Origin of the sequence: Collinsella sp. BG-O-102, from assembly GCF_023656745.1 — a bacterium.
Taxonomy (GTDB): Bacteria; Actinomycetota; Coriobacteriia; order Coriobacteriales; family Coriobacteriaceae; genus Collinsella.
Map to the genome: position 1 here is coordinate 150,748 of NZ_JAMOKO010000003.1, position 12,617 is coordinate 163,364.

Consider the following 12,617-nt stretch of genomic DNA (forward strand, 5'->3'; position numbering starts at 1 on the left):
GCGACCTGCCCCTATCGGGGGTGGGTGCCTATGTCATCGCTTAAGACGACGCATCGCTGGGCGGTCGCTCAGCAAAATCCCGAGCTCGAAAAGGAACTTTCGGCTGGTCTGGGCATTCCTGGGCTGGTGGCGCGCATTATGGTCGCGCACGGCATTGGCTCCATCAAAGAGGGCCAATTGTTTTTGACGCCTTCGCTCGATCGCGACTGGGCCGACCCACTCATTATCCCGGGCATGTCGGTCGTTGCCGACCGCGTTGAGCGCGCTATTCGCAACCACGAGCACATTGCAGTCTTTGGCGATTTTGACGTTGACGGCATTACGTCGACCTGCCTGTTGACCGAGGCGCTGCGCACGTTTGGCGCCGATGTCACGCCGTTTATTCCGCATCGCTTTGATGAGGGCTACGGTCTTTCGCGCGCGGCACTCGACCGCGTTAACGAGCTCGCTCGCCCCCAGCTGATCGTGACCGTCGATAACGGCATTGCCGCCAAGGAAGAGGTTTCCTATCTGGAGAGCCTGGGGATCGAATTGGTGGTCACGGACCATCACGAGCCGTCCGACCAGGTGCCGCAGGGCGTGCCCCTGACCGACCCAAAGCTCGAGGACGAGGGTCCCTCGCGCGAGCTTGCCGGTGCCGGTGTGGCGCTCAAGCTGGTGCAGGTCCTGGGCGAGCGTCTGGGCAAGCCGTCGTATTGGCGTTCGCTGATCGAGGTCGCGGCGCTGGGTACCGTGTCCGACATGATGCCGCTGACGCCCGAGAACCGCGCGCTGGTCGCCGAGGGCATCCAGCAGATGCGCGTGACCGCCCGCCCCGGCTATATCGCGCTGGCCGCGCTCGCCAAGGCCGACCTCTCTAGTATTACGGCCGATGGCCTGTCGTTTTCGCTCATTCCCCGCTTGAACGCCGCCGGCCGCATGGCCGATCCCAAGCTGGCGCTCGACCTGCTGCTTGCCCGCGATCCCATCGAGGCAAGCGCGCTGGCGGCCGAGCTCGAGGAGATTAACCGTCAGCGTCGCGAGATCGAGGCGGAGCTCACGCGCGATGCCATGGCAAAGGTCGAGGAGACCTATGATGGCGGTCGCGCAATCGTCGTGGGTGGCGAGGGCTGGCACGAGGGCGTCAAGGGTATCGTAGCGAGCCGCCTGACCAACCGTTATCACGTGCCGGCGCTGCTGTTCTCGATCGAAGACGGTATCGCTCGCGGTTCGGGTCGCTCGGTGGGCAAGGTCAACCTGTTCGACGCTGTCGAGCGCTGCTCGGATCTGCTGATTCGTCGCGGCGGGCATGCGGGTGCGGTGGGCGTGACCATCGAGGCGTCCAAGCTCGACGAGTTCCGCCGTCGCCTTTCCGCCGTGCTGTCCGAGCTTCCCGCCGAGGACTTTGAGGACACCGACGAGGTTGCCGCCACCGTTGACCTCTCCGAGCTAAATATCGAGACCATCGAGCAAATCTCCCGTCTTGAGCCGTTTGGCCAGGGCAACAAGGTGCCGCTGTTGGCGGCCGAGGGCGTGACAATGTGCGATCGCGCCGTGGTGGGCAAAACCGGCGAGCACATGCGCTTCGTGGCGACCGATGGCGCTGCGAGTGTGCCGGCCATTATGTTCCGCGTGCCGCAGATCGATAAGCTCATCAATTGCGATAGCGCCGTCGACCTGGTGTTCGAGGCAGTGGCCGAGCATTGGCAGGGACGTGTGAAGCCCAAGCTCATGATCAAAGATGTCTTGGTGCGCGATACCGCGGCGCCCAATATCGACGATCCGGCATGTGAGCTTCGCCGCGGCGTGCAGCCGGCGGATTCTGGCCTGCGTCTGGAGTCGCGTAAACGCGAGACGCTCGCCCAGCTTTCTTATACCGAGCTCACGCGCTCGCTTATCCATAGCTTTATCGGCTCGAACCAGCCACATCGCGCGCAGGTCGAGGCACTCGACGCCCTCGCCGACCACCAGAGCGTTTTGGCTGTTATGGGGACGGGGCGTGGCAAGTCGCTCATCTTCCATGTGCACGCCGCGCGCGAGGCGGTCCTTCGTGGGCGTGCGAGCATCTTTGTCTATCCGCTGCGTGCGCTCGTTGCTGACCAGGCCTATCACCTCTCGTCGACGATGGCTGCGCTCGGCATTGGCGTGGGCGTGTTGACCGGCGAGACCGTGGAGGCGGCGCGCGATGACGTGTTTGCCGGCTTGGCTTCGGGCCGCACCGGCATCGTGCTCACGACGCCTGAGTTCCTGTCTATTCACCGTGATCGCTTTGCGCGCTCGGGGCGTATCGGGTTTGTCGTTATCGATGAGGCGCATCATGCCGGTCTTGCCAAGGGCGGCGACCGCAGTGCCTATCTCGACATGCCCGATATCCTCAAGGCCCTGGGTGACCCGGTCGTTCTGGCCGCGACTGCCACCGCAACGGCTCCGGTTGTGGCCGAGCTCGCCCGCGTGCTACCGATTACCCGTACAGTGGTCGACGAGACGGTGCGCGAGAACTTGCGGCTCGAGGATGACCGGGACCTTGCGAGCCGCGAGAACCGCCTGGTGTCAATCGTGGCTACGGGGGAGAAGACCGTCATCTACGTCAACTCGCGCGACCAGTCCGTGGCGCTTGCTAAGACGCTGCGCAAGCGGGTACCCGATTGCGCGACCCGCATCGCATTCTATAACGCGGGGCTTGCGCGCTCCGATCGTCGCCGCGTGGAGGAAGCGTTTCGTGACGGAAGCCTCAGTTGCATCGTTTCGACCTCTGCCTTTGGTGAGGGCGTGAACCTGCCCGATATCCGCCATGTCGTGCTCTATCACATGCCGTTTGGCAGCATTGAGTTCAACCAGATGAGCGGACGCGCCGGTCGCGACGGGCAACCTGCCGTGATTCACCTGCTCTATTCGTCGCGTGACGCTCGCATTAACGAGCGCCTGCTCGACTGCTACGCGCCCGAGCGCGACGAGCTCGTCACGCTCTATCGCGCGCTGCAGACTATGTGGCGCTCCAACCGCGGCAAGACCGGAGCCGACTCATTTAGTGCGAGCGATATCGACATCGCGCAGATGTGCCTTGCCATCGATGCCCGCACGCCGGTTGACGAGCGCTCGGTGGCAAGCGGTCTGGGAATCTTCGAAGAGCTTGGCTTCTGTCGCGTTTCGGGGTTTGATGACACCCGTCGCATTGCGATGGCCGAAAACCCCGGCCGTGTGCAATTGAGCAGGTCAATCCGCTATTTGGAGGGCTTGCGCTCGCGCATGGAGTTCTCGGCTTTCCGGAGTTGGGCGCTTGATTCGTGCGCTTCTGATATGCTAGCCAAAGTTAACCGCCCGATCGTACCGCGGGCCTAGGGGAAGGGGACCTCGATGGATGCCGCAGCCCGTACCGCCCATGATTCCACCCTCCAACCGTTCTCGGAGATGGAGCACTATAAGCATGCCGATGAGCTGCCGCCCGAGATTATGGCGGACAGCTACGACAAGCTGGAGCGCCTGTGCCTCAAATATATGAATGAGGACGACTTCTCCAAGGTGGAGCAGGCCTATTGCTTTGCTGCCGAGAAGCACTGCAACCAAAAGCGCCGTTCGGGTGAGATGTACATCAACCATCCCGTCGAGGTGGCCATCATTTTGGCCGATCTCAAGATGGACTGCGATGTGGTGTGCGCCGCGCTGCTGCACGATACCGTCGAGGATACCGAGACCTCGCTCGCCGATGTGTCCGGCCTGTTTGGCGATACGGTTGCCGAGCTCGTCGATGGCGTGACCAAGCTCACCAACATCGAAGTCGATAGCATGGACGAGAAGCAGGCGCTTACGCTGCGCAAGATGTTCCTCGCCATGTCCAAGGACATCCGCGTCATTATCGTCAAACTTGCCGACCGTCTGCACAACATGCGCACCCTTGCAGCCCTGCGTGAGGACCGTCGCCTGTTTAAGGCTCGCGAGACCATGGACGTGTATGCGCCCCTGGCCGACCGTCTGGGCATGAGCTCTATTAAGTGGGAGCTCGAGGACCTGTCCTTCTTCTACCTTGAGCCCGACGCCTACCAGCGCATCGCGCGCATGGTGGCGGAGTCTCGTGAGGTCCGTGAGCGCTATCTGGCCGAGACCATCAAGACGCTCACCGACGAGCTCAACCGCATCGGCCTGGAGGGCTTCCAGATCAATGGCCGCTCCAAGCACTATTGGTCCATCTACCAAAAGATGAAGCGCAAGGGCAAGGAGTTCTCCGAGATCTACGACCTGGTGGCACTGCGCGTCATCACGCATTCGGTGCGCGATTGCTACTCCACGCTCGGCGCGGTGCATACACTGTGGCACCCCATGCCCGGTCGCTTTAAAGACTATATCGCCATGCCCAAGGTTAATAACTACCAGTCGCTCCACACGACGGTTATCGGCCCCACGGCCCGCCCGCTCGAGATTCAGATTCGAACCTATGAGATGCATGAGCAGGCCGAGTACGGCATTGCCGCCCACTGGCTCTATAAGAAGTCGGGCGGATCGTCTGCGTCTAAGACCAATGATGCCCAGCGTCTGGACGACCAGATTAACTGGCTCAAACATTCGCTCGATTGGGCAGCGTCTGATGAGATTACGGACGCCAAGGAATACCTGCACTCGCTGAAGGTTGATCTGTTCGATCAGGAGATCTTTGTCTTTACACCCAAGGGCGAGGTCATGGCGCTTCGTGCCGGCTCCACGCCGCTCGACTTTGCCTACGCCGTTCACACCGAGGTGGGCAACCACTGCGTCGGCGCTAAGATCAACGGTGCGGTGGCCCCGCTCACGCACGAAATCAAGACGGGCGACCGCGTTGAAATCCTGACCAACAAGAGTTCCAAGCCGTCGCGTGATTGGCTCAAGATCGTTAAGACTCCTTCGGCCAAGTCAAAGATTCGCCGTTATTTCGCCGCCGCGACCAAAGACGATGACGCTGCTGCCGGCCGCGATATACTGGCCAAGGACCTGCGCAAGCGCGGGTATGGCATCTCTACGCCGCGATCCACGCGTGCGCTCAACGCCGTGGCGGAGCAGTTTAACTACAAGCAGCTTGAGGACCTGTTTGCCGCCGTCGGCGCCGGCAAGGTTGCCCCGCGCGCTGTGGGTAACAAGGTCGAGCAAATCTTGGACCCCAAGCCCGAGGAACAGGTCACCAAGGCCGAGGCTATCGCCGAGGTCGTGAAACAGCCGGCCCGCGGCTCCAACCGCAAGCCGCAAAAGCGTGGCAAGAGCGCCAGCAACGGCATTATCGTCAAGGGCGAGAGCAACAGCGGACTGCTGGTCCGTCTGGCGCATTGCTGTAATCCGGTGACGGGCGACGATATCGTCGGCTTCATCACGCGCGGTCGTGGCGTTTCGGTGCATCGCGCCAACTGCCCCAACGTCAAGGGTCTTATGGAGCATCCCGAGCGCATGATCGAAGTGGAGTGGGACGGCGCTGCCGACACCCTCTTCCAGGTCGAGATCGTGGTCGAGTGCCTGGACCGCATGGGCCTGCTCAAGGATGTCACCATTGCCATTGGCGATGCGGGCGGCAATATCCTTTCTGCCGCCACGTCGACCAACCGCGAGGGTATTGCAACCCTACGCTTTATGGTCGAGATCTCGGACGCGAGTGGGCTGGATCCGCTGCTAGCCTCCATCAGCAGCGTTGACTCGGTCTACGACGCGCGCCGCCTGATGCCCGGCGAGGGTGGAGCCCAGCTTAAGCGCCGCGTTTAGTCGCGACGAACGTGCCACATTATCGATATTCGCTACACTCGAGGCATCGTTTGATGCCTCGAGTTCTATAGAGAGGAGAGGGACATGAGTGGTGTGTCCTTGGATGTAACTCCCAAGGGATCGGTCGAGATCGAGACGCTCGTAAACGGTCCCATTCAGACCAATAGCTATGCTGTTATTTCGGACAATGAGTGTGTGATTATCGACCCCGCATGGGAAGGCGAGCGCTTGGTAGAGCATATTCGAGCCAAGCATCCCGGCGTACGCATGCTTGGCGCCGTATGCACTCATGGCCATGCCGATCATGTTGGTGGTGTTGCCGGCGTGCGAACCACCGTTGGCGAGGGCTGTCAGTATGAGCTGTGTGCTAAGGATGTGGCGGTGCCGCATGCGAACATCGAGGAACAGCGAGCTATGTGGGGCATTGAGACGCCCGACCCTGGGGAGCCGACGCGCCTGCTCGCCCAGGGCGATGCTCTCGAGGTGGGCGATATCTGCCTGCAGGTGATCGAGACACCAGGGCATACGCCGGGCGGGATCGTCTTGTTTGCTGCCACCGAGCAGGGGAACATCGCCTTTGTGGGCGACACCCTGTTTCCGGGTGGGCACGGCCGCACCGATCTTTCCGGCGGAGACGAGGCGGCGATTCTGCGCTCGCTCTCCAAGCTCGCCCGGCTTCTTCCGCCCGACACCGTTTGCTTAACCGGCCATGGCGATTCGACCACCATGGCACGCGAGCTCATGCAGAACACTTTCATGCAGGTGTAGCTTTATAGTCAGCTTCTAAAGCACGAGAAGCGTCTAAACGTCAAGCTATTTTTCCCCAACGGGTCGATTCCGTAGGGCAAACGGTCAAAAAAAGTCTGTTTGGACGATATTCGTGAACAAACGAACGTTTATGCTCGGGTACGCCGTGGTAAAATCTCAGGCGTTATCGGAGCAACCTTACAGGAGGTTTCTTTTATGCTCGTCAACGCAGCAGACATGCTCAAGAAGGCCGAGGCCGGCAAGTACGCTCTCGGTGCCTTCAACACCAACAACCTCGAGTGGACCCTGGCTATTCTCCAGGCCGCCGAGGAGGCCAAGTCTCCGCTGATCCTTCAGTGCACCGCTGGTGCCGCTAAGTGGATGGGCGGTTTCAAGGTCTGCGCCGACATGGTCAAGGCTGCCGTCGAGGCCACGGGCGTTACCGTTCCCGTCGCCCTTCACCTCGATCACGGTTCTTACGAGGACTGCTTCAAGTGCATCGAGGCCGGCTTCACGTCCATCATGTATGACGGCTCTCACGAGGAGACCTTCCAGCTTAACCTCGACCGCACCAAGGAGCTCGTTGAGCTTGCCCACTCCAAGGGCATGTCCATCGAGGCCGAGGTCGGCGGCATCGGCGGCACCGAGGACGGCGTGACCTCCAACGGCGAGCTCGCTGACCCCGCTGAGTGCAAGCAGATTGCTGACCTGGGCGTCGACTTCCTCGCCTGCGGCATCGGCAACATCCACGGCGTGTATCCCGCCGACTGGGCTGGCCTTTCCTTCGAGCGTCTGGGCGAGATCAAGGCTCAGACCGGCGACCTGCCCCTCGTTCTGCACGGTGGTACCGGCATCCCCGAGGATCAGATCAAGAAGGCCATCTCCCTGGGCATCTCCAAGATCAACGTCAACACCGACCTGCAGCTCGTCTTCGCCAAGGGCGTCCGCGAGTACATCGAGGCTGGCAAGGATCAGCAGGGCAAGGGCTTTGACCCCCGCAAGCTCCTCAAGCCTGGTCGCGACAACATCGTTGCTCGCACCAAGGAGCTCATGGAGGAGTTTGGCTCCGTCAACAAGGCGTAAGCGTCGCTAAACTTCCCGCCGGAAGCCCCGTCCCCCTACACTGTTTCCTTTGCGCTCACCTGGCTTCGCCAGAAGTCGCGCCAAGGAAACAGTTCCGGGGGATGGGGCTTCCTTTGTTTAACGCCGCAGGGTTACTGGGCTGAATTTATTTATTGACTACCGTTCGGCGGCGTTGATGGCTCCCTTGTTGGGGCTTTCTTTTTATCTCGCTACAATGGGCTTCAAGCGTTCTAGTGACTTGGAGTTTTGGTATGGCTGTTATTGATGTGCTGCCTTCGGATGGGAAGGTTATTGGCGAGGGTCCTGTTGGTTGCTCTGTTGATGTTTGCTGTGATGACTTTCGTCATCTCGATATTGGACTGCCGCCTGAGATTCTTCGTCTCAAGGATGCCGGGTATTTGACGCAGGCTGTTGCTGCTTGCGATCGCCTTCTGGAGCAGAACCCTGAGCCTTCGCTGGCTGCTTGTGTTCGTGCCGAACGGTATCGCATGCTCGAGACGCCGCTTCATTTTTCGGTGTCGCGCGATCAGGCTATTGCGATGATTCGCGAGGAGTGGCCAGAGTTTACCGAAGAGCAGCTTGACGACCTGATCAATCGTAAGCGTATTGACTGGCGCTTTATCGATGGCGAGCTGTTCGTTCTCGACAATTTCCTCGATTCGCTTCGCGTGTACCCCAAGGAGGTTCCGGGCCTGCGTCCCGATTCTGCGGACGGCATCGCGCTGCGTAACCAGATGCTCAGGGAGATGGAGTCGCAAAACGGGTTGGCTCGCGTCATCACGCTTAAGGCATCCGTGTCTGTCCCTGGAGCTCTGGAGGGAGAGGCTGTTCGCGCGTGGCTACCCGTTGCTGCCGCCTGTCGTCAACAGTCTCAAATCGAGGTTCTCGATATGACGTCGGGGGGTACCGTTGCCCCTGAAAACGTTTCGGCTCGCGCTGCCTCTTGGACATCTTCGACTGAACATTCATTCTCGGTGACCTATCGCTATCACGTCGATGCCGCCTATTGCGATATCTATGGTGGCGCGCTCCCATCGCATCCCTGTATGGACGCGCCACTGCCCGAGGACACCTCCGAGGACCGTCCGCACATTGCGTTCACGCCGTACATGCGACAGTTGACGGAGCGTGTTATTGACGGTCTCGAGAATCCGCTCGATCGCGCTCGTGCTATCTATGATTACCTGACACAGCATATTGACTATCGCTATCAGCCACCGTACCTGCTTTTGGGCTCCATCGCCGATGACTGTGCACACTCGCTCCGCGGCGATTGCGGCGTTATGGCGCTCACGTTTATCACCATGTGCCGCATCGCGGGCGTGCCCGCCCGCTGGCAGAGTGGCCTGTATGTTGCGCCTGATTCGGTGGGGCCGCACGACTGGGCAGAGTTCTATACGCCGCAAACCGGGTGGCTCAACGCCGACGTGTCATTTGGATCTTCTGCTCGCAGGATGGGGGAGGAGTGGCGCCGCCATCACTACTTTGGCAATCTCGACCCGTGGCGTATGGTGGCCAACAATCGATTCCAGGCAGAGTTTGAGCCCTCTTTCGACGGCATGCGCGAGGACCCTTACGATAACCAGATGGGTGAGGCTTCGGTCGACGGTCGCGGGTGCCGTCAGCGTGAGATGCTCCGCACGGTCGAACTCATCGAAATGCTCGAAGTTCCATTTTCGGACTAATCAACAGAAAGCTGTGATAAACTAACTCACGCATTACGTGCCCGAGTGGCGGAATTGGCAGACGCAGTGGACTCAAAATCCACCGTTGGCAACAACGTGCGAGTTCGAGTCTCGCCTCGGGCACCATACATGCAAGTGAGCGTTCAAGGGGGTCAAGACCCCCTTTTTCGTGCCGAACTCGCGTGAGCGCGCGGAGCGTTAAGCAAACAGGCCCGTGGCCTGTTTGTAGCGGAGCGTGGCGAGGGCGCCATGCGCCCGAAGCCCGGGGCTTCGCGAAGCGAAGGCCCTTCGAGTCTCGCCTCGGGCACCATACATGCAACTGAGCGTTCAAGGGGGTCAAGACCCCCTTTTTCGTGTACGTAATGTGATAGCGCACTATACGTGTTATTATTCGCAAGGCGTTGTTCCCGCAATGCCCTAAAGAGGAACCCGAGGGTTCCCACCTTTTGGCGCCAATGAGCAGCTGACTGGTCATACAACTTAGATTCCCTTCCTCGTATCGAGGATGTCTATGTGTACGACCTGGTTGCAAAGAAGCGCCGGGTTATTTTTTTATGAATGGAGGTAGGGAAAATAGCTAAGTCTGATGACACCCGCATCAACGACGAGATCACTGCATCTTCGTGCCGTTTGATTGGCGTCGATGGCTCTCAGCTCGGCCTGTTCGCCATCCGCGATGCCCAGCGCGTCGCTGACGATCAGGGTCTCGACCTGGTCGAGATCGCTCCCAACGCGGAGCCGCCGGTCTGCAAGGTCATGGACTACGGTAAGTTCAAGTACCAGCAGGCCATGAAGGCCAAGGCCGCTCGTAAGAACCAGTCTAAGGTCGAGGTCAAGGAAATGAAGTTCCGACCCAAGATCGACGTTGGCGATTACGAGACCAAGAAGGGCCACGTTCTGCGTTTCCTCAAGAAGGGCGCACGCGTTAAGATCACCATCATGTTCCGCGGCCGTGAGATGGCTCACCCGGAGCAGGGTCTTAACGTTCTCGAGCGTCTCGCCGAGGATCTCAAGCCTTACGCTACGGTCGAGTCCAAGCCTAAGATGGAAGGCCGTAACATGCTTATGCTGCTCGCCCCGATTAAGGGCGCCTTCGATGAGGATAAAGCGGCAAGCGATACCAAGTAACTAGTGTTCTGTAACCGATTAAGGAGTATTTCATGCCTAAGATGAAGTCCCACAGCGGCACCAAGAAGCGTTTCCGCAAGACTGGCACCGGCAAGCTTATGCGCGCCAAGGCTTTCAAGAGCCACATCCTGAGCAAGAAGTCCACCAAGCGTAAGCGTGGCTTCCGTCAGGAGACCGAGATCGCCGCTGCCGACCGCAAGGTCATCAAGTCGCGTCTCGCCTAAGTTCGCGTTCCCGTTTTTCGTTTTACCGTCTAGGAGTTGATAGAACATGGCACGTATTAAGCGCGCTGTTGCCGCCAAGAAGAAGCGCCGTACCGTTATGCACCGTGCGAAGGGTTACTACGGTGCCGCTTCGCGTACTTACAAGCATGCTAAAGAGCAGGTCCAGCACTCCCTGCAGTATCAGTATCGTGATCGCCGCAACAAGAAGCGCGAGATCCGCTCTCTCTGGATCACCCGCATCAACGCTGCCGCTCGCCTGAACGACATCTCTTACTCTCAGTTCATGCACGGCCTGAAGGTTGCCGGCATCGAGCTCGACCGCAAGGTTCTGGCTCAGATGGCTTACGAGGACATCGAGTCCTTCAACGAGCTGGCTGCCATTGCCAAGAAGGCTCTCGAGGCTTAATTGCTTCTTGCATCTTAAAGGGGCGCTTCCAATCCGGAAGCGCCCCTTTTTGATTGATTAGGGATGTGATCGATTTGGGACGTAGCCAAACCGATCAATTCGATAGCGTCCGAGTTGCAAGAAAGAGCAGGTAGCGTATGTGTCAAAGATTTTTGACACTCTAATCTGCGCGCAGCCATCCGTATGGGTTTGATTTTGGGATTACGCTTTGCTTGCCGGCTTCTGTTGTGTAGCCGCCCAATAAGAGTTGAGATGCATTCGAAGGGAACGCCATGCAGCTGCCAAAACACCTTAAACAGTATCGACTCGATGCTGGTTTGTCCCAGGAGGATCTTGCAAGGCGCATTTTTGTAACACGTCAGACCATCAGTAATTGGGAGCGCGGTAAAACGTACCCCGACATCCAGAGTCTCCTACTGCTGTCTGAACAACTGGATGTAACGATTGACGAGCTTGTTAAAGGCGACATTTCAATAATTAGAGAAAGGGTTGAACGCGATAGGGGCACGCTCTATCGCTTGGGTGCGGGGATGTTGGCTGGGCTTCTTGCGTTTACCGTCTCTATGGCCTGGCTCATGTGGCAACAAAACCACGGGTGGGGGATGGTCCAGTGCGTTCCGACGATGGTGTTGGCAGGCGTCTTTGGTGCTGGCGCAATGTGCTGCGCGCTTGCAGCGGAACATATCAAGAAGAAGAATGATTTGGTGACGTATCAAGAGATATCCGACTTCTTGGACGGAAAGAAGGCGGACAGCGAAGAGACGAGGACGGGCTGGGCTTACGAGCATCCACAGCTTGCGAATGCCATCAAGTTTGCCGCAGCGGCTCTTATTGGACTAATCGTTTTTGAACTCGTTAACGCTGCTATGTCCCATTTCTAATGGGTATACAGCCATTAATGCGGCCGAAGCTTAACCGTTGGAAAACCGAAGGGCCGCTCTAATAGGGGGGCCGCGGCCCTGTTCTTTCTAGTCTCTCACAGAGAAGGTCCCATCCTCATTTGTGTAGGAACCGTGGAGGCCCAGATTCCCGCCACCGGGGCCCCTCCGGTCTGGCAATATATCTCCTTGCCGCGCGGCCCGGTCGAACCGGATGGACCGCAAAGCGTGCACCTTGAGAACCGGATACTGCGAGGATGGACACTAACTTCAGTGTCGCATCCGGGCAGACATCGAACCATTTGAAATGGTCTAACTTGGATTTGTTTTTCGCAAGGCCGCCGAGAGGCGGCCCCGAGAAATTCCTTTTCCTATACTAAAACCATATGAATCGAACGGAACCGATCAGCTAATAGTTGTGAGGACCGGACGGGCTCGAAGCCCATTTATTTTGGACGGAGAGTTCGATCCTGGCTCAGGATGAACGCTGGCGGCGCGCCTAACACATGCAAGTCGAACGGCACCCCTCTCCGGAGGGAAGCGAGTGGCGAACGGCTGAGTAACACGTGGAGAACCTGCCCCCTCCCCCGGGATAGCCGCCCGAAAGGACGGGTAATACCGGATACCCCCGGGCGCCGCATGGCGCCCGGGCTAAAGCCCCGACGGGAGGGGATGGCTCCGCGGCCCATCAGGTAGACGGCGGGGTGACGGCCCACCGTGCCGACAACGGGTAGCCGGGTTGAGAGACCGACCGGCCAGATTGGGACTGAGA

Annotated in this window: 9 protein-coding genes, 1 tRNA gene and 1 rRNA gene; all 11 read left to right on the forward strand. The window is 59.2% G+C overall.

Annotation, left to right across the window (positions count from 1 at the left end):
- The first annotated feature begins 30 nt into the window (after positions 1-30).
- Complete coding sequence (gene recJ / locus NBH09_RS02775) at positions 31-3,318, forward strand: single-stranded-DNA-specific exonuclease RecJ (RefSeq protein WP_195246501.1); 3,288 nt, start codon at positions 31-33, stop codon at positions 3,316-3,318.
- Between the two features lie 15 nt (positions 3,319-3,333).
- Positions 3,334-5,694, forward strand: coding sequence for a RelA/SpoT family protein (locus tag NBH09_RS02780; RefSeq protein WP_238022544.1), 2,361 nt, complete (start codon positions 3,334-3,336; stop codon positions 5,692-5,694).
- A gap of 84 nt (positions 5,695-5,778) precedes the next feature.
- Positions 5,779-6,462, forward strand: a complete 684-nt coding sequence (locus NBH09_RS02785) for an MBL fold metallo-hydrolase (protein WP_195246505.1) — start codon at positions 5,779-5,781, stop codon at positions 6,460-6,462.
- A gap of 195 nt (positions 6,463-6,657) precedes the next feature.
- Positions 6,658-7,524 carry a class II fructose-1,6-bisphosphate aldolase gene (gene fba / locus NBH09_RS02790; protein WP_006234429.1) on the forward strand — a complete coding sequence of 289 codons (867 nt, stop codon included), beginning with the start codon at positions 6,658-6,660 and terminating at the stop codon, positions 7,522-7,524.
- Between the two features lie 251 nt (positions 7,525-7,775).
- Positions 7,776-9,209 (forward strand): transglutaminase-like domain-containing protein, encoded by a 1,434-nt coding sequence (locus NBH09_RS02795; protein ID WP_250787005.1) that lies wholly within the window; start codon positions 7,776-7,778, stop codon positions 9,207-9,209.
- Between the two features lie 39 nt (positions 9,210-9,248).
- A tRNA-Leu gene (locus NBH09_RS02800) sits at positions 9,249-9,335 on the forward strand.
- Between the two features lie 432 nt (positions 9,336-9,767).
- Positions 9,768-10,337, forward strand: coding sequence for a translation initiation factor IF-3 (infC, locus tag NBH09_RS02805; protein ID WP_006234423.1), 570 nt, complete (start codon positions 9,768-9,770; stop codon positions 10,335-10,337).
- Positions 10,338-10,369: 32 nt separating this feature from the next.
- On the forward strand, positions 10,370-10,561 hold the full coding sequence (rpmI, locus tag NBH09_RS02810; protein ID WP_006234422.1) for a 50S ribosomal protein L35: 192 nt from the start codon (positions 10,370-10,372) through the stop codon (positions 10,559-10,561).
- Positions 10,562-10,607: 46 nt separating this feature from the next.
- Positions 10,608-10,967 carry a 50S ribosomal protein L20 gene (gene rplT, locus NBH09_RS02815; protein WP_022094123.1) on the forward strand — a complete coding sequence of 120 codons (360 nt, stop codon included), beginning with the start codon at positions 10,608-10,610 and terminating at the stop codon, positions 10,965-10,967.
- A 272-nt stretch (positions 10,968-11,239) separates the two neighbouring features.
- Positions 11,240-11,848: a helix-turn-helix transcriptional regulator gene (locus NBH09_RS02820; protein ID WP_118081240.1), complete on the forward strand. Its 609-nt coding sequence runs from the start codon at positions 11,240-11,242 to the stop codon at positions 11,846-11,848.
- Positions 11,849-12,297: 449 nt separating this feature from the next.
- A 16S ribosomal RNA gene (locus NBH09_RS02825) occupies positions 12,298-12,617 on the forward strand; the annotation flags it as partial.

Excerpts from the sequence above, each read along its gene's own strand:
- NBH09_RS02795 (WP_250787005.1), top strand. The coding sequence starts at position 7,776 with ATGGCTGTTATTGATGTGCTGCCTTCGGATGGGAAGGTTATTGGCGAG.
- NBH09_RS02785 (WP_195246505.1), top strand. The coding sequence starts at position 5,779 with ATGAGTGGTGTGTCCTTGGATGTAACTCCCAAGGGATCGGTCGAGATC.
- NBH09_RS02780 (WP_238022544.1), top strand. The coding sequence starts at position 3,334 with ATGGATGCCGCAGCCCGTACCGCCCATGATTCCACCCTCCAACCGTTC.
- NBH09_RS02820 (WP_118081240.1), top strand. The coding sequence starts at position 11,240 with ATGCAGCTGCCAAAACACCTTAAACAGTATCGACTCGATGCTGGTTTG.
- infC (WP_006234423.1), top strand. The coding sequence starts at position 9,768 with ATGGAGGTAGGGAAAATAGCTAAGTCTGATGACACCCGCATCAACGAC.
- rpmI (WP_006234422.1), top strand. The coding sequence starts at position 10,370 with ATGCCTAAGATGAAGTCCCACAGCGGCACCAAGAAGCGTTTCCGCAAG.
- recJ (WP_195246501.1), top strand. The coding sequence starts at position 31 with ATGTCATCGCTTAAGACGACGCATCGCTGGGCGGTCGCTCAGCAAAAT.
- rplT (WP_022094123.1), top strand. The coding sequence starts at position 10,608 with ATGGCACGTATTAAGCGCGCTGTTGCCGCCAAGAAGAAGCGCCGTACC.
- fba (WP_006234429.1), top strand. The coding sequence starts at position 6,658 with ATGCTCGTCAACGCAGCAGACATGCTCAAGAAGGCCGAGGCCGGCAAG.